The following is a 22,374-nucleotide window of genomic DNA, read 5'->3' as shown; positions in this document are numbered from 1 at the left end:
ACTCATGGAGCTGCTCAACGCCAGCAAACTGTTTGCGGCCTACACCCAGGGCCTGGAGCCCGATGGTCGCGAATCCCTGGTGATCGTGGCCAAAGGCACGTTTGATTTACCGCTGGACGGCCGTGCGGCAACCCTCGCCGACACCCAGCAACCGCTGCTGATGGCCGACACCTTCCTCGGCGAGCCGGGCCTCAGCGCCCCGCTGCAGGAAATGGACTTCGCCCCGGTCAAGCCATTCTGCGATGTGCTGGTACGCGGCAAGGCCTATGCCCCAGGCGGGCGGCCCGTGACGCAACTGGCCGCGGGCATTCGCGTCGGGCAGATGAGCAAAGCCTTTTCCGTCCTCGGCCCCCGACAATGGCTACCGGGCCTATTGGGGGTATCTCCCGGTTTACCGCAACCCTTTACCCAGCAGGACATCTCCTATGCCCAGGCCTACGGAGGCTCCCATCCCATGGCCAAGAATCCGGATATGCGTCATTGCTACCCGGACAATCCAAGCGGTTGCGGTTGGTTTCCAGGCAGCATCGACAGTGCTGAAGTCGCTTACAAGCCAATGCCGAATACGGAAGAACTGGGCAAGCCGATCGACAGCCCCTCCGGCGATTTCCGCCCCATGGCCCTCGGCCCCATCGGTCGTAGCTGGCCACAACGCGCCCGTTTCGCCGGTACCTACGACGAGGCCTGGTTGGCCGACTGCTTTCCGTTTCTTCCGCAAGATTTCGACCGTCGCTACTTCCAGGCAGCCCCTGACGATCAGCAGATTCCTTACCTGCGTGGCGGCGAGGACGTGCTACTGCTCAACCTCACGCCCCAAGAGCGCGCGGGCTTTCGCATCCCTGAAATGGAGGTGCCGGTGACGTTCTTCTTGAAAAAAGGTGGCCATGAGACTGTGCAGGCGGTAATCGACACCTTGCTGATCGACACAGACGCGCGCCAGGTACAACTGACCTGGCGTGTTTCCCGTCCCCTGCGGCGCAACCTGTTCGAGATCGCCCAGGTGCTGGTTGGCACAATGTCCACGGGTTGGTGGCGCGCCCGTGAACTGGGCAAGGATTACTACCCGTCGCTCTCCTCCCTGGTAAAAGCCAGGCGCGCCCCCGAGGAGATGGACGGATGACCGCACTTTGCATCATCGGCTCCGGCATGGTCAGCGCCGTTGGCCTCAGTGCACCCGCGAGCTGCGCGGCGATCCGTTGTGCCATCGACAATTTCCAGGAAACCCGTTTCATCGACCAGGGTGGCGAATGGCTGATGGCCGCCAGCGTACCTCTGGAGCAGCCCTGGCGCGGCCGCACCAAGCTGATCAAGATGGCCTCTCGCGCCATCGCCGAGGCGTTACAGAGCACCCTTGGGGTCGACCCGGAAAAGACCCCGTTGCTGCTGGGGTTGGCGGAGGTCGAGCGCCCCGGCCGCCTCGCCGGTCTCGACAAGGGGTTGCTGCAGGCTATCGAAACCGAACTGGGCCTGCGTTTTCATCCGGACTCTTACATCATCGCTCGTGGTCGGGTCAGCGCCGCCGTGGCCCTGCTGAATGCGCGCACGCTGATCTACCAGAGCGGCCATCGCCACGTACTGATTGCCGGCGTCGACTCTTTCCTGAACGCATCGACGTTGGCCGCCTTCGAAGAACGCGAGCGCCTGCTCACCAGCCAGAACTCCAACGGCTTTATCCCCGGCGAAGGCGCCGCCGCCGTGGTGCTGGCGGCCCCCGTCGCCCGTGAAGAGCCGCAACTGGCCTGCGTCGGCCTGGGGTTCGGCATGGAGAAGGCCACGGTGGAGGCCGAAGACATCCCCCTGCGCGCCGAAGGCCTGACTCAAGCTGTACGGGCGGCCCTGAGCGAAGCCGGCTGTGGGTTGGAGCACATGGATTATCGGCTCACCGACATCTCCGGCGAGCAGTACTACTTCAAGGAAGCCTCCCTGGCCCTCAGCCGAACCCTGCGCGTGCGCAAGGAGTTCTTCCATCTCTGGCACCCGGCCGACTGCATTGGCGAAGTCGGCGCCGCCATCGGCCCAGCCATGCTCGCCGTGGCCCTGGCTGCCAGTCGCAAGGGCTATGGCGAAGGACCGAATATCTTCTGCCACCTCGGCAACGACGCTGGCGAACGCGCCGTCGCATTGCTCAGTTACCAGATTGTGAGGGCTGCGTAATGGCGAATGAGGTCTACGCCAACAATATGGAGGTTTCCTGCAAGGCGGCCGACGGCAAGTCGATTGCCTGCTTTCCGGACGTCTGCTTTACCCCGCCCCAGGCCCCACCCACCCCGCTCGGTGTGCCCATCCCCTACCCCAACACCGGCATGGCCAAGGACACCACCAGGGGCACGCGAACGGTGAAGATCAGTGGCAAGGAGGCCATGCTCAAGGACAAGAGCTATTTCAAGACAAGTTATGGCGATGAGGCTGGAAACGCTCCAAAAAAGGGGATCATCACCGGCAAGATCAAAGGGAAAGTCTATTTCACAGCCTGGTCGATGAATGTGAAGTTTGAAGCTGAAAACGTCGTGAGAAATATGGACCTGACCACCCATAACCACGGATCGACAAGCAACACCGGCCCTTGGCCTTATCAAGATGCAATTGCGATGGATACCGCTGGTCATCCTTGCCAACCAATGGCAAACGATATTAAGACCCAATGCTCTGGTGCCAATGACAAAAGCGACAAGTGTTGTAGCAGCCGAAAATGCCTGCTTATGCCGAAGACCCCGAACCGTTGTTGCGACGGCGCAGATGGCAAACCGATGACAGGCCACCACCTGCTTCCATCCAATGAGTTCGTCGCACATGCCAACCGAGGCTCCGCCGACGCAACGACGAACTATAAATCGGACAAGGCCCCCTGCCTCTGTGTGGAGGGCCATAGCCATTCAAAACGTACCGAGCATGGGCAGGTAGGGTGCAATTACACCGTCGAAAGAAATGCTTGGCTCGCTAATCCTGCCAACCGAGGCAAGGCCTATACCCTGGCCGTCGGTTGCGAGATAGGCGCGAAGTCGGCGGTTGGCAAAGTCAATGCTCCACCCGGAGCCAAAGGATGTGACAAGGAGTGCCTGCAAAAGCAGTTGGACAATGGTCACCAGAAGATGGAATTGACGGTGAAACCCAACGATCCGCTGCCCAGGGCGAAACAGCCACCAGCCGCCATAGTATTGGACGATTAACAAGCACGGGATCTAATGAAGATGAACGGAATATCAGATGCGGAGTTTATTGAAGGGGCCTTTATTCAGGAGGGTGTTAGTCCGGTCGCGGGTATCATCATCGCTGCCTGTACCATTGGCGACGACTATGACAATCCAAAGAACAGGATTGGCGTTAGAAAGCAGGATGTCTGGCTTGAGTTCGGATTGTCTGCAGAGGCTATTCTCTCGGTTGATGCCGCGACTGACGGCTCCGCTTACGTCTTGGGTGAGAACGGTTCAGTCGTGCGTTTCGACTGGAAATCGCCAACAACAAGAGAGGCGCTCAAAGCCTCGCGAAAGCCCTTCGCGAACGCTGCCGTCGGTAACATCGGACCACTGCGTAGAATTCGTATCCTAGGTGATGATGTGATCTGCGCAGGATCTGTCGGCCAGGTCTATCGCTTGCTCGGCGATAGGTTCGAAACGCTGCCGAAGTTAAGCGTTGGCAATCAGGATGTGACCATTGAGGATATCGCCGGAAGCAGTCGCAGCGATATGGTCGCTGTAACCTCCGATGGTTACGCTGCGCATTTCGATGGTACAAGCTGGGCCGTTCTTGATCTACCAAGCAACGCAAGTCTTACCAGTATCTGTCGGCTGGACAACGGTCACTATGCCATTGCTGGCAAGAATGGAACCGTACTGATCGGCGTTGCAGATCAATGGTCCATTGTTCAGCCGATTGACACGAGAAGAAGCTACTGGGGGGTGGCGGCCTATAACGATCAAATATATGCAGCCCATTTGGCCGGTGTGGACAAAGTCGCCGGACAGACTCTGATCGCCTTGGACATAGAAGAAGCAGACCTCCAATTCACAGTGCTTCGAAGCAGCACCGAAGGGGTGTGGTCCTTCGCGGAGAGAACGATTGGGTTGATCCGCGATGATCAATGGCAAACGATAATGAAGTGACGCGTGCCAAGGGCAGGCCAAGTCATTCGAAGGTTCCTGTAGAAGAACCGCTGGAGGCGGAATATTCAACATGCTGGTAACTTCCATTGTTCTGGACCAACACGCCGAAGAAGCCAGCTTCCTCGCCGTCCTGCGCGACTATGCCCTGCGCGCCCCGCACTATGACATCGAGCACCTCGACAAACTCGATAACCGCCTCGACGCCCACCTCGACGGCTTGCGAATCGCAGCCCCTGGCGGCCTGGAGACGCTGCTGGCCCAGCTCGGCCCACACGCCATCGGAGAGATGTTCGCCTGCGTGGTACTGGCCTTCGAGGCGGCCAATGCAAAAGTGTTGTCGCGGCTCAGCGAGCATTTGCGCAGTGCCTTGGAAACCGAACGCGGCTACCTGATGGCTTTGGGGTGGCTCGACTGGGAACGGGTCGCGCCCTGGATAGAACGCATGCTCGCCTCCCCCGAGCCCCTGTTCCGCCGCCTCGGCCTCGCCGCCTGCGGCATGCATCGCCACGACCCCGGCCCCGCCCTGCTGGCCGGACTTTCCGATGCCGACCCCAGCGTGCTGGCGCGTGCCGCGCGCACGGCTGGCGAACTGCGCCGGCGTGACCTGCTGCCGGCGATTCGTGCCCACCGCCAGCATGAAGACGCCGCCACGCGCTTCTGGGCCAACTGGGCCACCACCCAAATGGGCGATCAGCAGGCCTTGGAGCCTCTGCGCTCATTCGCCGAGCAACCGGGCGAATTTCAATACCGCGCGCTCTGTGTGCTGCTGGCCTGGCAGGAACGCGAGCCCAGCATCGCCTGGATACGCCAGTGGGTACAGGATCCCCGGGATCGGCGCATAGGCATCGAGGCCCTTGGGCTGCTGGGCGATCCGGTCTGCGTGCCCTGGTTGATCCAACAGATGAGCGACCTGCCCTTTGCCCGGGTCGCCGGCGAAGCCTTCAGCCTGATCACTGGCGCTGACCTGGCGTTGCTTGATCTGGAACTGCAGGCCCTGCCGGATTTCGATGCGGGCCCGAACGACAACCCTGAAGATCCCAATGTCGCGATGGACCCCGATGAGAACCTGCCCTGGCCCGACCCGCAGGCAATCGAAAAATGGTGGCAAGCCAACGGCGGACAATTCCAGGTGGGTACGCGTTATATGCTGGGTTTGGCCCATAGCGAACACAGTTTTCAGCAAGCCCTTGTCCACGGCCAGCAACGCCAGCGCATCGCCGCCGCCTGCGGCCTCGCGCGCTATCGGCCAAACGAAGTGCTGTTTCCCACTAGCGCGCCGGCCTGGCGGCAAAAGAGGTGGTTGGCAGCGGTCAACGCCGCATCGAACACCAGCGGCACGAAGCCATCGAGGTAATCCTGTACCGGCGGGCGTTTGTGATCCCGATCGGCTGCGATTCCCGGGTGTGTGGCCTGAGGCGCGGCAGGGTAACAACGATTTTTGGTGAAGCAGCACACAAAATGTAGGAGATGTACCAAATAATTATCCTACGTTTCGGTCGCTAAAACAGCGATCTTCCAGGGAATGCGCGCGTCTTCCGGGCCTTTGAGCCCCTGGGCTTTGAGCCTTTAGTGCTGGCCGCATCGGACATCACATCTCTCTTCGTCAACCGTTTTTCAACGGTTGACCGCTCAGTCATAGCGTCCTAGCCTAAGCGCGCGGCAAAAACCGGAGCAGTCATAGGACGTCGCATCAACGAACAGTCCTTCCTGACGTTCCTCTGGCAAGGAAATGTGCCGCGAGCGACTGCCGGCTCCAGTCTCATGGAACCAGCTTGCACCAGCCCTCACATTACATGGACGTGTCATGATCGAACCGCGATGCTTTTCGTTAAGCTCCACGCAGCAATCCGTCTGGCTCGACCAGTTGTTATCGCCCGATATTCCCTCCTACAACATCGGCGTCACGGTGCAGATCCACGGTGCGGTGGACCTTACGGTATTTGCCGCTGCGGTGCGGGTGGTAATCGCTCAACACGATGCGTTGCGGCTGATCTTCAGCGAAAGCGACGGGCACGCGCAGCAGCGGGTAGCCACCGACCTGGAGGCGCCTTTCGCCTACCATGACTGGCGCGGCGAGCCCGAGGCACGCGCCAAGGCCCTGGCCACTATCACGCGACTGAATCGCACGCCGTTCGCACTTTATGAGCAACCGTTGTGGGGCATGGAATGGTTCCAGTTGTCCGACACCGAGGCCCTGTGGAACAGCCGGTATCACCACCTGATCTGTGATGGCACGTCGGTGGGCCTGGTCGGCCAGGCCGTTAGTGCGGCCTACAATCAGTTGCTGCGTGGTGAACAGCCGGTGCTGGACCCCGAACTGGCCGAAGGCTACCGAACCTTTGCGGCCAGGGACCAGGATTACCTGCGCTCGTCGCGCTACGACAAGGCCCGTGAATACTGGCTGGAGCAGTTCGCGGCGCTGCCGGAACCGTTGTTCCAGGCCGCCCGGTCGCCGAGCGTACAGCACCAGCCACAGCCCAATGCAACCGCTCATGTTGTCAGCGCCCAGGCGAACTGGTCACTGGGGGCACGGCGCCTGGATGCTCTGAGCCAGTTGGCAAAAGCTCAGGGCGCTACGCTGAGCCATTGTCTGAGCGCCTTACTGGCCGCTTACTTCAGCCGGATGACCGATCAACGGGAGAGCCTGGTCATCGGTCTGCCGGTGCATAACCGCGCCAATGCCTTGCAAAAACGTACCGTGGGCATGTTTTCTTCGGTGTTGCCATTGGCGGTCGCGGTCGATCCTCTAGCCAACTTTATCCAGACCGTGCAACAGGTCGCCGGCCAGACCCTGCGCAGCTATCGGCACCAACGCTATCCATTGCAAGCCTTGCATCGCGAACTACGCGCGCGGGCCGGCCATCCCGGCCACCTGTTTGAACTGATGCTGTCGGTCGAACAGTACCCCGGCGACGTCAACCTGGGGGCGGCGCGTTGCTCGCTGCGCACCTGGCACAGCGGCTACGAGCGTTATCCGCTGGCCATCTACCTGCGGGACTACGAGGCCCAAACCGAACCGCTCCTGGAGTTCAACTACGACCCGCGGCTGTTCGACGCCGAGCAGATCGCCGCGCACCTGCGGCGGCTCGAACACTTGACCGAGCAGGTGCTCGCCGACCCCACCCGGGCACTGGCCGATTGGCCGTTGCTCGATGACGCCGAACGGCATCAGGTCATTGAAAAATTCAACGCGACCGCCCGTGACTACCCCGCCGATGAGCCACTGCATGTGTTGTTCGAGGCGCAGGTACAGCGTCGACCCGAGGCGACGGCGGTGTTGGATGGCGACCACTCGCTGAGCTATCGCCAGCTCGATCAGCGCGCCGAACGGTTGGCTCGCCACCTGGCGACAAGTGGCGTCGAAACCGGCAGCAAGGTCGCGGTGTGCATGGCTCGGGGCGCGTCGCTGATCGTGTCGATCCTGGCGATCTTGAAACGCGGTGCGGCCTATGTGCCCATCGATCGAGACGCCCCGGCCGCCCATCAAGCCCGAGTGTTGATGGATTGCGGCACGGCTTGGCTGCTCAGCGCAGGTGACAGCCCAGCGCCGAAGGATGGCGTCCAGGTCATCGATGTCGAGGCCTTGAACGAAGATTCGACCGCTGGCCCAAGTCGTCTACTGACGAATAGCGCAGGCGACGTCGCCTACGTCATGTACACCTCCGGCTCCACTGGCGCGCCCAAGGGCGTGCAAGTACCCCACCGTGCGGTTACCCGACTGGTGCGCAACAACGGTTTCGCCGAGTTCAACGCTCAAGACCGGATTGCCCTGGCCGCTAACCCGGCATTCGATGCCAGCACCCTGGAAATCTGGGGCGCATTGCTCAACGGCGGCTGCCTGGTGGTCTGCCCGCGCGACACCTTGCTCGACGCTGCGCGTTTCAATGAACACCTGCTGCACCATGAAGTCAGCGTGCTGTGGCTCACCGCCGGACTCTTTCATCAGCTCGCCGAACCCTTGGCCCCGGCCTTTCGCAGCCTGCGCTACCTGATGGTCGGCGGCGATGTGCTCGACCCTCGGCGCATTGCCCAGGTGCTGCGCCATTCGCCGCCCCAACACCTGCTCAACGGCTACGGGCCGACCGAAAGCACCACCTTCGCCACCACCCACCGCATCACCCTCGAAGACGCCCTAAGCGGTGATATCCCTATCGGCAAACCCATCGGCAACACCCAGGTCTACGTGCTCGACGAACAGCGCCGTCCGCTGCCCATTGGCGTCGCTGGCGAGCTGTACATCGGCGGCGACGGATTGGCCCTGGGTTACTTGAACCAGCCGCAACTGAGCGAACAACGCTTCGTACCCAACCCGTTCCAGCCGGGCTCGCGCCTGTATCGCACCGGCGACTTGGCTCGCTGGCGCGCCGACGGTGTGCTGATGTTCCTGGGACGTAACGACTTCCAGGTCAAGATCCGTGGCTTTCGCATTGAACTGGGTGAGATCGAAGCGCAGCTCAAGGCCCTACCCGAGGTGAGCGAAGCCGTGGTCCTGGCCGATGCCCAGCAGCGTTTGCTGGCTTATTTCACCGCCACCACAGCCCAGGAACCGAGCGAGTTGCGCACGCGCCTGGCCGCCGTGCTGCCGGACTACATGCTGCCCGCGGCCTTCGTCCAGGTGGACAGTTTTGCCCTGACCGCCAACGGCAAGCTGGACCGTCGTGCCCTGCCCGCCCCCGACGAAAATCATTTCGCCCAGCAACGCTACGAGGCGCCGCAAGGGCCAGTGGAAACCCGCCTGGCCGAACTTTGGGCCCAGGTCCTTGGCGTGCCGCGCGTGGGGCGCCAGGACAACTTCTTTGCCCTCGGTGGGCACTCGTTGATGGCGGTGCAACTGGTCGAACAATTACGCGTACAAGGCTGGAGCCTGGATGCCGGGACGTTGTTCAACGCCAGCAACTTGCTCAACCTGGCCCTGGCGCTGGAACATCCTGGCGAGCCAGTCGAGGCCGGCGAACCGGTAACAGCGTCCATCCCGCCGCACTGTGTCCGCATCACTCCAGAAAATGTGCCGCTGGTGAACCTGCCCCAAGCGCAGATCGATCGCATCGTCGCCAGCGTCGACGGCGGCATCGCCAACGTGCAGGACATCTATCCCCTGGCGCCGTTGCAGGAAGGCCTGCTGTTCCAACACTTGCTGCAGCCCACGGACGATGCCTACCTGCTGCGAGCCACCCTCGCCTTCGACAGCCGCGAGCGCCTGCAAGGGTTCATCGCAGCGTTCGACCAAGTGATTGCCCGCCATGACATCCTGCGCAGCGCGGTGCTCTGGGAGGGCCTGGACGAGCCGGTGCAAGTGGTCTGGCGCACTGCCCGTCTGCCCGTGGTCCACCTCGCCGATGGGGAAACCTTTGCCGAGCGGGCGCTGGACATTCGTCGCGCGCCGTTGGCGCAGGCGTTCACCCGCTTCGACGCACCCCGGCAACAGTGGCAGTTGCAATTGGTCCACCACCACCTGGCCATCGACCATGCCACCCTGGGCCTGCTGTTTGCCGAAGTCCGCGCCTTGATGCTCGATCCCGATCATCGGCTGCCGCCTAGCGTTCCATTCCGCCCGTTCGTGGCCCAGGCCCGCGAGCCTCGGCGTCAAGCGAGTGCCGAGGCATATTTCCAGCGACTGCTTGGCGACGTTGACGAACCGACCCTGCCCTATGGTCTGCACGATATCCAAGGCACGGGCCGTGACAATTGCGAGGCGCAGTGCCAGCTCGAACCGGCCTTGTCCCTGCGCTTGCGGCGCCTGGCCAAGACCCAAGGGGTGGGCGTCGCCAGCCTGTTCCACCTGGCCTGGGCGATGCTGGTCGGCAAGACCAGTGGCCGCGACGACGTAGTCTTTGGCACGGTGCTGTTCGGGCGGTTCACCGGGGGCCAGCAGGTCGACCGGGCCCTGGGCATGTTCATCAACACCCTGCCACTGCGCATCGACCTCGACACGCCGCTGCACACTGCGTTGCGTCAGATCCATACGCGGCTGATCGAATTGCTCGCCCATGAACACGCGCCCCTGGCCCTGGCACAACGTTGCAGCGCCTTGCCAGCCCAGGCGCCGCTGTTCACGGCCCTGCTGAACTTTCGCCACAGCCAGGCCCAGCACTCGGCACGCCCGGAGTTCGACCTGCCGGGCATCCAGGTGCTGGGCAGCGAGGAACGCAGCAACTACCCGTTCTGCCTGTCTGTCGATGACTTGGGCGATGGGTTTGCCCTGACCGCGCAAATCCAGCGTTCGGTCTGCGCCGAAGCGGTCCTGGCGCATATGGTCCAAGCCCTGTCGGTGGTTGCGCAGACCTTGGAAACGGCGCCGATGACCCTTGCCTGCACACTCGACAGCTTGCCCGCGAGGCAACGCGAACAGGTGCTGGAAGGGTTCAACGCGACCCATCAGCCGCACCCACGCGACACCCTGCTGCAACAACCTTTCGAACAGCAGGCCGCGTTGTGCCCCAACGCCGTGGCCGCGTATGTTGCAACCGCAACCGCCGGTACCACGACGCTCACCTATGGCCAGCTCAACCGCCAGGCCAACCAACTGGCCCATGCATTGCTGGCCTCCGGACTGCGCCCCGATGATCGGGTGGCGATCTGTCTGGAGCGCGGCCCGCACCTGCTGGTCGCCTTGCTGGCCATCTTGAAGGCCGGCGGCGCCTACGTGCCCCTGGACCCTACTTACCCGCCGGCACGCCTGCTGCACATGCTCGAAGACAGCGCGCCGCGCCTGGTCCTGAGCAGCCAGTCACTTCGAGGTCGGCTACCGACCACGCCGACGACCGAGCGCTGGGAGCTGGACGACCCGGCGTTGCAAGCGCAGTTGTCCGCCTTGCCCATGGAAAATCCCGACGTCAACGGCCTGCACGCGGCGCACCTGGCCTATGTGATCTACACATCCGGCTCGACCGGACTGCCCAAGGGCGTGATGATCGAACACCGAAACGCCTGCAACCTGCTGCACTGGGCCCTGCGCAGCTTCGAGGCGGATGAACTGCAACGCAGCCTGTTCGCTACCTCGATCAATTTCGACCTGGCGGTGTTCGAATGCTTTGTCCCCCTGGCCGCCGGCGCGGCCCTGCAACTGGTCGACAATGCCCTGGCCCTGGTTTCGCAGCCCAGCGCCGTGTCGCTGATCAACAGCGTACCGTCGGCGGTCGAGGAACTGCTCAGGATCGGCGCCATTCCCGACGCGACCCGAGTCGTCAACCTGGCCGGCGAACCACTCAAGGCGCGCCTGGTGGAACAGTTGTTCGCCCAGAGCGCCACGCGTCGGGTTTGCAACCTCTACGGACCGACGGAAACCACCACCTACTCGACCTGGCTGTCGATGCGTCGCGAAGAAGGCTACGTAGCCGGCATCGGCCGACCGCTGGACAACACCCGCGTATACCTGCTCGATCGGCATCGCCAGCCGGTGCCGCTGGGGGTGGCCGGGGAAATCTACATAGGCGGCACGGGCGTGGCGCGCGGCTACCTGAACCGGCCGGAGCTGAGCGCCGAGCGGTTTCTACCCGACCCTTTTGTCACCGCGCCCGATGCGCGCATGTACCGCACGGGTGATCTGGGGCGCTGGCGTGCCGATGGTCACCTGGAATACCTGGGGCGTAACGATTTCCAGGTCAAGGTACGCGGCTTTCGCATCGAACTGGGTGAGATCGAAGCCCAATTGCTCGGCATGCCGGGCCTGCGCGAAGCGGTGGTATTGGCCCAACCCGGCCCTTCCGGCGACTCGCGTCTGGTCGCCTACCTGGTGCCCCATGACCCCGCCAGCCCTGCCCCGGATCTGGCCGAAGTCCGCGCTCATCTGGAAAGCCGTTTGCCGGACTACATGCTGCCCAGCGCATGCATCGTCCTGGCCAGCCTGCCCCTGACGCCCAACGGCAAACTCGATCGCCAAGCTTTGCCAGCGCCTGCGGCAGCGTCCGCTGGCCACGCCAAACAGGCGCCACGCGGAGACACCGAACGACGCCTGGCAGCGATCTGGACGCAGGTACTCGGTGAACCGGACATCGGTCGCGAGGATGACTTCTTCAGCCTCGGCGGGCACTCGCTGTTAGCGGTACAGCTGCTCGAACAACTGCGGCGCAATGGCTGGGACCTGGACATCCGCAGCATTTTCGAACGTCCGACCCTCGCCACCCTGGCCCAGCGCCTGGAGACACTCGGCACTGGCGCCGCGCCTGAAGCCAGTGTCACGCGCATCCCTACCCCTTGCTCACGGATCACCCCGCAGATGCTCGACCTGGTCAAGTTGCCCCAGGCCCAGATCGACCTGATCGCGGCCCGGGTCCCCGGCGGTGCCGCCAACATCCAGGATATCTATCCGCTGGGCCCCTTGCAGGAAGGCATGCTCTATCACCATCGCGCGCAAAGCGCCGGGGATCACTACGTGTTGCGCAGCCTGTTGGCGTTTACCGACGAGGCATACCTGCAAGGCTTCTGCGCCGCACTGGAGCAGGTCATCGCCCGGCATGACGCCTTGCGTACCCTGGTGCTCTGGGAAGACTTGGACGAACCCCTGCAAGTGGTCTTGCGCCAAGTGGCCTTCGTGCCTCGTCGTCTGTTGTTCAGCGGTGACGACATCGCCGGGCAATTGCAGGCCAGCGCCGATCCCCGCCATTACCGGCTCGACTTGTGCCAGGCACCGCTGATCGAGGCGCGGGTGGCGTTCGATGCCGTCCATGAGCGCTGGTTGCTGTTGCTGCTGCATCATCACGTAGTGGTGGATCACACTTCGCTGGAGCTGATGATCGAGGAGATCGCCTTGATCGAAGGCGCCCGCCAGGCGGACTTGCCGCCACCCACCAGCACCCGCGGCTTGGTGGCCCAGGCGCGACAGGCGCACGTCGTGGCGGCTGCGCGGACATTTTTCAGCGAACAGTTGGGCGACCTGGAGGAACCCACCCTGCCCTTTGCCATCGACCTGGAAACCGATCCGCGCTGGCAGGCCCTGGAGCACCGGCAAGCGCTGCCAATCGAACTGGCGCGGCGCTTGCGCCAACAGGCCAGCGCCCACGGGGTGAGCGCGGCCAGTGTCTGTCACTTGGCCTGGGCGTTGGTCTTGAGTCACCTCAGCGGGCGCGATGACGTGGTCTTCGGCACGGTCCTGTTCGGGCGCCTGCAGGCCGGAGCCCACGCGGACCGGACCGTGGGGCTGTTCATCAACACCTTGCCGTTGCGCGTGCGCCTGGATGACGGTGTGCAGGTAGTGCTGGCCCGGGTGCAGCATGCGTTGAACGGTTTGCTGAGCCACGAGCAGACCCCGCTGGCCTTGGCCCAGCGTTGCAGCGCCATGCCGGCGGGCACCGCGCTGTTCAGCGCGTTGTTCAATTACCGCTACAGCCATGCCGAGCAGGCGAACCTGCGCCAGGCCATGCCGGGAATGAGCTTGTTGCACAGCGAAGAGCGCACCCACTATCCGTTCAACCTGGCGGTGGACGACCTGGGCGAAGGTTTCCAACTGACCGCCCAGACCCACCCCGGACACGCCCCGGCCCGGCTCGTCGGGTTCATGCAACAAGCCTTGGTTGCGTTGGTGGAAGCGCTGGAGCAAGCCGGCGATACCTCCGTGCTGCAATTGTGCGTGCTGCCTGACGAAGAAAAGGCGCAATTGGACCGCCTCAACCCACCGCTCGCCGCGCAGGCCCCCGACGCGACCTTGCAACAACGCTTTGCCGAACAGGCCGCGCGCAGCCCGGACGCCCTGGCGGTCATCGACGAACACCAGGCCCTGAGCTTTCGTCAGCTCAACCAACAGGCCAATCGCCTGGCCCATCATCTGCTCGCGATGGGTATACAGCGCGGCCAGCGCATCGCGGTCTGCCTGGAACGCGAGGCCCATCTGACGATCGCCCTGCTGGCCGTGTGGAAAGCCGGTTGCGCCTATGTACCGCTGGATCCGGACTACCCGGTGACACGCCTGGCTTACATGCTCAGCGACAGCGCCCCGGCCGCCCTGCTTACCCAGGAACACCTGCGCGACCGGCTACCGTCTTTCGACGGCGGACCGTTGCTCAGCCTCGATGCACAATCGCAAGGGCTCGCGGCCTGGCAACAGGCCTGCGCAGATAACCCCGATGGCGCCGCGCTGGGTCAGCAACCCAGCGACCTGGCCTACCTGATCTACACCTCCGGTTCCACCGGACAGCCCAAAGGCGTCATGGTCGAACACCGCTCGGTGCTCAACCTCTGGGCCGGGTTGCGCCAACGCCTGGACGATCTGCCACCCGGCACGCGCTGCTCACTCAACGCCTCGGTCGCCTTCGATGCCTCGGTGCAGCAGCTCTGCCAATGGCTGAGTGGCCACTGCCTGGTACTGGTCCCCAAACGTGTGCGTCTGGATGCCGGCGCCTTGCTCGGCTACCTGAGCGCCCAGCAGGTCACTGTATTCGATTGCACTCCAAGCCAGATGCAGGCCTTGCTCAAGCACCGACAAACGCTGGCAGCGGCCGTACCGTTGCCGCGGCGCATCCTGCTCGGCGGCGAAGCAGTGCCCAGCGAGTTGTGGACGCAGTTGGCCGGCGAGCACGAGGTACGGGTGTTGAACGTCTACGGCCCCACCGAATGCACGGTCGACACCACCAGCGCCTGGCTCGATCACCATTCGCAGCCAAGCCTCGGCCAGCCGCTGCCCAATACCCAGGTGCAGGTGCTCGATGGCCATGGCCGACGCGCGCCGTTGGGGGTGGCAGGGGAAATTCATATTGGTGGCTATGGCGTGGCCCGTGGTTACTGGCAACGCGAGGACCTGACCCGCGAGCGCTTCATTGTCGACCCGTTTACCCGCCAGCCGGGCGCGCGGCTCTATCGCACCGGCGACCTCGGACGCTGGGAGCTGGACGGCAGCCTCAGCTACTTGGGGCGCACGGACTTTCAAGTGAAGATCCATGGGCACCGCATCGAGCTGGGAGAAATCGAAAGCCACCTACTGGCGCTGCCCGGCGTGCGCCAGGCCGTGGTGGTAGGGCGCGCCGACCGCCATGGCGTGACGCGCCTGGTCGCCTACCTTCAGGGCTCGGCCCTGCCAACCCCAAGCCAGGCACGCACCACCCTCGGTGAACGCTTGCCCGATTACATGCTGCCTAGCGCGTATGTGCGCCTGGACAGCCTGCCGCTGACCGCCAACGGCAAGCTCGACCGCAACGCCCTGCCTGAACCTGACGCCCAGGCCTACGTGCAAACGCACTATGAAGCCCCCCAAGGCGAGGTGGAGATCACCCTGGCGGCGCTCTGGTGCGAGCTGCTGAATGTCGAGCGGGTCGGTCGCCACGACAATTTCTTCGCCCTGGGCGGTCACTCGTTGATCGCCATGAGTCTGGTCGAACGCATGCGCCAACACCGCTTGCGGGTGGATATCAGCCAACTGTTCACCGCCCCGACCCTGGCAGGTCTGGCCGCGGCCACTACCCCTTTGAAGGAGATGCTCCTGTGACTGCGGATCAACTGCTGGCTCTGCTCAAACAACGTGGCGTGACCCTGTCATTGCGTGGCGATCAATTATCGGTGGTGGCCGACGACCAGGTCCTGGCCGACCAGGAACTGATCGCGCTGCTGCGCAGCCACAAACCGGCACTGATCGAAGCCTTGCGCCAACCTGTCGCACTACCGCCCCTCGAGAGCGGATTGCCCAAGGGAACCACGCACATTACCCCGGCGATGTTCGACCTCTGCCAGCTGGACGAGGCCCAGCTCGCCAGCATCGTCGCCGGCGTACCAGGCGGCGCCGCCAATATCCAGGACATCTACCCACTGGTGCCCTTGCAAGCGGGCATTCTGTTTCATCACCTGCTTCAACAGCGCGGCGACACCTATCTGCTCAACGTGCTGCTGGCCTTCGACGACGAGCCCTGTTTGCAGCGCTTCATGGACGCGCTCAATCAAGCCATCGCCCGCCATGACATCCTGCGCACCGCCTTGGCCTGGGAGGGCCTCGATGAACCGGTGCAGGTGGTCTGGCGCCAGGCGCCGCTGACGCTGGAGCTGATCAACCCCGCCCAGGCCGATGTCGAGGCTGCATTGCGCGCCCACACTGATCCACGGCAGCAGCGTCTGGACCTGCGCCAGGCGCCCTTGATGCGCGCGGTGGCCGCCGAGGACCCACGCGCCGGCCGCTGGCTGTTGCAACTGTTGCATCACCACGCGGTGATGGACCACACCTCGCTGGAACGGCTGGTTCGGGAGGTCGCGGCGATCCAGCAAGGTCGGCTGGCCGAACTGCAGCCACCACAGCCGTTCCGCGATTTCGTACTGCGCGCTCGCCAGGGGCTGAGCGAAGCGCAACATGCCGCGTTCTTCACCGAACTGCTGGGCGATATCGATGAACCCACCGCACCGTGCGGGCTGCTCGACGTACGCGGCGATGGCAGCCAGGTCCAGACCCTGGAGGCACCGCTGGCGATCGATCTGAGTCGCCGGATCCGTCTGCTCGCACGCAACCTCGGCGTCAGTAGCGCCAGTCTGTTGCACCTCGCCTGGGCCCTGGTCCTGGGCAAGACCAGCGGCCGCGACGACGTGGTGTTCGGCACGGTGATGTTCGGTCGTTTGCTCGGCGCCGGCGAAGCCGCGACCGCCATGGGGCTGTTCATCAATACCCTGCCATTGCGGGTGCGCCTGGCGGTGCCGGTGGAACAGGCGCTGCGCGACACCCACGCGCTGCTCAGTCGGTTGATTGCCCACGAGCACGCGCCCCTCGGCCTGGCCCAGCGTTGCAGTGCCTTGCCCAGTGGCACGCCGCTGTTCTCGGCGTTGCTCAACTACCGGCACAGCGCTGCCACCGAGCACGCCCCAATGCTGGCCGGCATGCGCGTACTGGGGGGCGAGGAACGCACCAACTACCCATTCAACTTGTCGGTGGACGATCTGGGCGAAGGTTTTTCGCTGAGCCTGCAAATCGACGCCCAGGTTGGTGCCGAACCGGTGCTCGACTGGCTGAACACAGCGCTGCAGAACCTGCTGGAGGCCCTCGAACGGCATCCACAAACCCTGGCGTGCCAACTTTCGGTGTTGCCTGGTGCGCAACAGGAACGGCTGTTACGCACCTTCAACGCCACCACCCGCGCCCTTCCTGGCCCGGGCTTGCTGCACCTGGCACTGGAGCAACAGGCCGAGCGGCAACCACAAGCCATCGCCGCACGTTTCGAGGCCGCCGATGGCTCGAGTCCGCTGACCTATGGGCAGCTCAATGCCCAGGCCAACCGGTTGGCGCACCGTCTATTGCAGGCCGGGGTCGAGCCCGACAGCCGTGTCGCGATCTGTCTGGAACGCGGCCCGCACCTGCTGATCGCCTTGCTCGGGATTCTCAAGGCCGGCGCCGCCTATGTGCCGTTGGATCCGGCGTATCCCCGGGAACGTTTGCTGCACATGCTCGAAGACAGCGCGCCGCGGGCGCTGTTGACGCTTCGCGCCCTGCAATCCAGCGTTCCAGCGCCCAACGGTTGCGAGCTGCTGTGCCTGGACGACCCCCATACCCAGGCCAGCCTGGCCGAACTCCCCAGCGACAACCCCGATCCAGCTAGCCTGGGCCTGACCAGCGCGCACCTGGCCTACGTGATCTACACCTCGGGGTCCACGGGCACGCCCAAGGGCGTGATGATCGAGCACCGCAACGCCTGCAACTTGCTGAACTGGGCGCTGCACGCATTCGACGCGGTCAGCCTGCGGGACAGCCTGTTTGCCACTTCGATCAACTTCGACCTGGCGGTGTTCGAGTATTTCGTCCCTCTGGCCGCTGGCGCGACCTTGCACGTGGCTCGCAATGCCCTGGCCTTGCTCGACTACCCGGTGCCGGTGACGTTGATCAACAGCGTGCCCTCGGCGCTTGACGCGCTGGTCGGTGCCCAGGCGATCCCGGCCTCGACGCGTGTGGTCAACCTGGCTGGCGAGCCCCTCAAGAAAAGCCTGGTCGAGCAAGTGTTCGCCCACAGCGCGGTGCAGCGCCTGTGCAACCTCTACGGTCCCTCGGAAACCACCACGTATTCGACCTGGGTGTCGATGAGCCGCGAGCAGGGTTTCGTGCCCGGTATCGGACGGCCGCTGGACAACACCCACGTGTACATCCTCGATGCCCATCGGCAGTTGGTACCGCTGGGCGTGGTCGGGGAGCTGTATATCGGCGGCGCCGGGGTCGCCCGTGGCTACCTGAATCGGCCAGCACTGAGCGCAGAGCGTTTTCTGGAGGACCCGTTCGCTACCCAGCCCGGCGCGAGGATGTACCGCACCGGAGACCTGGGCCGCTGGACCGCCGAGGGTCAGCTTCTCTACCTGGGGCGCAACGACTTCCAGGTCAAGGTGCGTGGCTATCGCATCGAGCTGGGGGAAATCGAAGCGGCCCTGGGCCGGGTGTCGGGCGTGCAGCACGCCGTGGTGATCGCTCGGGAAGATGTGGCCGGGGACCCACGCCTGGTGGCGTACTGGGTGGCCCAGCCAGGCGTGTCGGTGTCCGCGGTACAACTGCGCGACGTCCTGGCCGCTGGCCTGCCGGAGTACATGCAGCCCAGCGCTTACGTCGCCTTGTCGGCCTTGCCGCTGACGCCCAATGGCAAGCTCGATCGCAGCGCCCTGCCCGCGCCCGAGCATGGCGCGGCCGGGCACTTCGAACCGCCCCAAGGCCCGTTGGAAATCCAGTTGGCGGCCATTTGGAGCCGTTTGTTGGGGTTGCCACGGGTCGGTCGGGACGAGCATTTTTTCCAATCTGGCGGCCATTCGCTGCTGGCAGTGCAGTTGATTTCCCAACTGCGTCAGCAATTGCGGATCGAGCTACCGCTGGCCTGCGTGTTCGACCAGCCAACCCTGCAACGTCAGGCCCAGGCTATCGAAGCCTTGGCCGCGTCCGGACAATACGGTGCGGCGCCCATCCCGGCCGTTGCGCGGCCCGCACGGCTGCCGCTGTCGTTTGCCCAGCAGCGCTTGTGGTTTATCGCCCACCTGGATGCCCAGGCCAGCGCGGCCTACCACATGGCCGGTGGTCTGCATTTGCGCGGAGCGTTACACGAATCGGCATTGCGCGCGGCACTGTCGCGCATCGTTGAGCGGCATGAAGCCTTGCGCACCCGTTTCGTCTCCGAAGGTGGTGAGCCGGTCCAGGTCATCGACCCACCGCAGGCCTTCGTCATGCCCAACGAAGACCTGCGCGGCCAGCCACAGGCGAAATTCCAGGCCCGCTGCGCCGCCGAAGCGCAGGCGCCGTTCGACCTGGCGCGCGGCCCGTTGATTCGCGCGCGCCTGTTACGCCTGGCCGACCAGGAACACGTCCTGCTGGTCACCTTGCACCACATCGTCGGCGATGCCTGGTCGCTGGGGGTGCTCACCCGCGAGCTGACCGAACTGTACCGGGCCTTTGTCCTTGACCAGGCCGACCCGCTGCCGCCGCTGGCCATCCATTACGCCGACTACGCCCTGTGGCAACGCTCACCGCGCCAGGCGCAACGAATCGCCGAACAACTGGCTTACTGGCGCACCCAGCTCGAAGACGCCCCGCCACTGTTGAACCTGACCTTGGACCGGCCACGTCCGGCGCGCCAGGATTTCACCGGCGCCAGCCTGGAAGTCAGCATCGACGCAGGTTTGGTCCAGTCCATCAAACAGCTGAGCGACCGGCACGGCAGCACCTTGTTCATGACCGTCCTGGCCGCCTGGTCGATCGTGCTGGCGCGGTTGTCCGGGCAGAATGACCTGGTGATCGGCTCGGTGCTGGCGAACCGGACCCGTGTCGAAGTCGAGCCGCTGATCGGCTTTTTCGTCAACACCCAAGCGCTGCGTATACGGCTCGGCGAGGTCAGCCAGGTAGCGCAACTGCTCGCCCAGGTGCGACGCACCGCGCTGGACGCCCAGGCCCATCAGGAGGTCGCCTTCGAGCATCTGGTCGAGGCCTTGAATCCAAGCCGTTCGCTGGCCCACAGCCCGATCTTCCAGGTCATGTTCGCCTGGCAGAACGCTCCGCAACCGAGCCTGGCGCTGGGCGCCCTGGAATTGACGCCGCTGAGCACCGACGAAGACAGCGCCAAATTCGACCTGACCCTGAACCTGCACGAACGCGACGGCGTGATTGGCGGTCGGTTGACCTATGCCACGGCGCTGTTCGAGGCCAGCACCGTGCAGCGGCATTGGCAGGCCCTGTGCGCCACGTTGCAGGCCATGGTCGACGATGACCAGCAACCCCTCGATGGGCTGTCGATTCTCGGCGCAGCCGAGCGCGAACACGTGCTGCATGCCTTCAATGCCAGCGCCCTCGATTACCCGGCAGCCGAGTCGCTGCACACGTTATTCGAGGCCCAGGTACAGCGCCGCCCCGAGGCGACGGCGGTGCAGGATGGCGACCACTCGCTAAGCTATCGTCAGCTCGACCATTACGCCGAACAACTGGCGAACTGGCTGGCCGAACACGGCGTGCGACCGGGTGATCGGGTGGCCCTGCGTCTGGACCGCGGCCCGCGTCTGGTCGCGACAATCCTGGCGATTCTGAAAAACGGCGCAGCCTATGTGCCCATCGATACGGCCACCCCGCTGGAGCGGCAACGTACCTTGCTGCACGATTGCGGCAGTGCCTGGTTGCTCACCGACGAACCGCCCTCGAGCGTGCTCGACCCGACGGTCCGACACCTGGCCTTGGCAGCCTGGGAAAATGCCCTGGCACAGGGTTCTCTCGCCACGCCGCGCCAACATCCTTCGGTGTCTGCCGAAGCGACCGCCTACGTCATGTACACCTCCGGTTCCACCGGCGCGCCCAAGGGCGTGCAAGTACCCCACCGTGCGGTTACCCGACTGGTACGCAACAACGGTTTCGCCGAGTTCAACGCCCAGGACCGCATTGCCCTGGCCGCCAACCCGGCGTTCGATGCCAGTACCCTGGAGATCTGGGGTGCATTGCTCAACGGCGGCTGCCTGGTGGTCTGCCCACGCGACACCCTGCTCGACGCTGCGCGCTTCAATGAACATCTGTTGCACCATGAAGTCAGCGTGCTGTGGCTCACCGCCGGGCTCTTTCATCAGTTTGCCGAACCCTTGGCCCCGGCGTTTCGCAACCTGCGCTACCTGATGGTCGGCGGCGATGTGCTCGACCCTCGGCGCATCGCCCAGGTGCTGCGTCATTCGCCGCCCCAACACCTGCTCAACGGCTACGGGCCGACCGAAAGCACTACTTTTGCCACCACCCACCGCATCACCCTTGAAGACGCTCTGAACGGCGATATTCCGATTGGTAAACCCATCGGCAACACCCAGGTCTACGTGCTCGACGAACAGCGCCGTCCGCTGCCCATCGGTGTCGCTGGCGAGCTGTACATCGGCGGTGACGGGTTGGCCCTGGGCTACTTGAACCAGCCGCAACTGAGCGAACAACGCTTCGTGCCCAACCCGTTCCAGCCGGGCTCACGCCTGTATCGCACCGGCGACTTGGCTCGCTGGCGCGCCGACGGTGTGCTGATGTTCCTGGGACGTAACGACTTCCAGGTCAAGATCCGTGGCTTTCGCATCGAACTGGGCGAGATCGAAGCGCAGCTCAAGGCCTTGCCCGAGGTGAGCGAAGCCGTGGTGCTGGCCGACGCCCAGCAACGTTTGCTGGCCTATTTCACCGCCACCACGACCCAGGAACCGAGCGAGTTGCGCGCGCGCCTGGCCGCCGTGTTGCCGGACTACATGCTGCCCGCGGCCTTCGTCCAGGTGGACAGTTTTGCCCTGACCGTCAACGGCAAACTGGACCGTCGTGCCTTGCCCGAGCCCGCTGAAAATCATTTCGCCCAGCAACGCTACGAAGCGCCGCAAGGGCCAGTGGAAACCCGCCTGGCCGAGCTTTGGGCCGAGGTCCTTGGCGTGCCGCACGTGGGACGCCAGGACAACTTCTTTGCCCTCGGTGGACACTCGCTGCTGGCGGTGCAACTGGTCGAACACATGCGTGCCGAAGACTGGGCCATTGATGTTCGCACCCTGTTCGGTGCGCCCACCATCGCTGCACTGGCCACGGCGCTGGCGCACCGCGAAACGCCCCCCAGCCATGATCCCGAGGTACTGGGAGCGTCCCTGCCGTTGGGCTGCACCCACGTCACGCCTGAGTTGTTGCCGTTGGTGGAATTGACCCAGGCGCAGATCGACCGCATCGTCGCCAGCGTCGAGGGCGGCGCGGCCAACGTGCAGGACATCTATCCCCTGGCGCCGTTGCAGGAAGGCCTGTTCTTTCACTATTTGTTGCAGGACGAAGGCGACACCTACCTGCTGCACACCACCCTGGCCTTCAGCGACGAAGCTCGACTGGACGCTTTTTGCCTGGCGCTGCAACAAGTCATCGCCCGCCACGACATTT

The 22,374-nt window shown here is 64.1% G+C and carries 7 protein-coding genes (1 of these 7 cut by a window edge); all 7 read left to right on the top strand.

Annotated elements, in window-relative coordinates; genetic code table 11:
* Window positions 1-4: 4 nt before the first annotated feature.
* Window positions 5-1,120 carry a DUF2169 domain-containing protein gene (locus SGN16_RS14450; protein WP_335944808.1) on the top strand — a complete coding sequence of 372 codons (1,116 nt, stop codon included), beginning with the start codon at window positions 5-7 and terminating at the stop codon, window positions 1,118-1,120.
* Window positions 1,117-2,154 carry a hypothetical protein gene (locus SGN16_RS14445; protein WP_335944807.1) on the top strand — a complete coding sequence of 346 codons (1,038 nt, stop codon included), beginning with the start codon at window positions 1,117-1,119 and terminating at the stop codon, window positions 2,152-2,154. The genes SGN16_RS14450 and SGN16_RS14445 overlap by 4 nt, the downstream gene beginning before the upstream one ends.
* Complete coding sequence (locus SGN16_RS14440) at window positions 2,154-3,167, top strand: PAAR-like domain-containing protein (RefSeq protein WP_134924365.1); 1,014 nt, start codon at window positions 2,154-2,156, stop codon at window positions 3,165-3,167. Before SGN16_RS14445 ends, SGN16_RS14440 begins: the two co-directional genes overlap by 1 nt.
* 21 nt (window positions 3,168-3,188) lie before the next feature.
* Window positions 3,189-4,100: a hypothetical protein gene (locus SGN16_RS14435; RefSeq protein WP_134926627.1), complete on the top strand. Its 912-nt coding sequence runs from the start codon at window positions 3,189-3,191 to the stop codon at window positions 4,098-4,100.
* 70 nt (window positions 4,101-4,170) lie between these two features.
* Window positions 4,171-5,454, top strand: coding sequence for a TIGR02270 family protein (locus SGN16_RS14430; protein ID WP_335944806.1), 1,284 nt, complete (start codon window positions 4,171-4,173; stop codon window positions 5,452-5,454).
* A gap of 450 nt (window positions 5,455-5,904) precedes the next feature.
* Window positions 5,905-15,513: an amino acid adenylation domain-containing protein gene (locus tag SGN16_RS14425; RefSeq protein ID WP_335944805.1), complete on the top strand. Its 9,609-nt coding sequence runs from the start codon at window positions 5,905-5,907 to the stop codon at window positions 15,511-15,513.
* Window positions 15,510-22,374, top strand: partial view of a non-ribosomal peptide synthase/polyketide synthase gene (locus SGN16_RS14420; RefSeq protein WP_335944804.1) — the 5' end (the start) only. The gene runs 10,937 nt beyond the window's last position; the window shows 6,865 of its 17,802 coding nt (coding positions 1-6,865); its start codon is at window positions 15,510-15,512; its stop codon lies beyond the right edge, outside the window. The genes SGN16_RS14425 and SGN16_RS14420 overlap by 4 nt, the downstream gene beginning before the upstream one ends.

Origin of the sequence: Pseudomonas sp. G166 (genome assembly GCF_037027455.2) — a bacterium.
In the GTDB taxonomy this organism is placed as follows: Bacteria; Pseudomonadota; Gammaproteobacteria; order Pseudomonadales; family Pseudomonadaceae; genus Aquipseudomonas.
This window is presented reverse-complemented; position numbering and strand designations above follow the sequence as displayed.

Coding starts and splice junctions, on each gene's coding strand:
- SGN16_RS14435 (WP_134926627.1), top strand. CDS start 3,189: ATGAACGGAATATCAGATGCGGAGTTTATTGAAGGGGCCTTTATTCAG.
- SGN16_RS14445 (WP_335944807.1), top strand. CDS start 1,117: ATGACCGCACTTTGCATCATCGGCTCCGGCATGGTCAGCGCCGTTGGC.
- SGN16_RS14440 (WP_134924365.1), top strand. CDS start 2,154: ATGGCGAATGAGGTCTACGCCAACAATATGGAGGTTTCCTGCAAGGCG.
- SGN16_RS14425 (WP_335944805.1), top strand. CDS start 5,905: ATGATCGAACCGCGATGCTTTTCGTTAAGCTCCACGCAGCAATCCGTC.
- SGN16_RS14450 (WP_335944808.1), top strand. CDS start 5: ATGGAGCTGCTCAACGCCAGCAAACTGTTTGCGGCCTACACCCAGGGC.
- SGN16_RS14430 (WP_335944806.1), top strand. CDS start 4,171: ATGCTGGTAACTTCCATTGTTCTGGACCAACACGCCGAAGAAGCCAGC.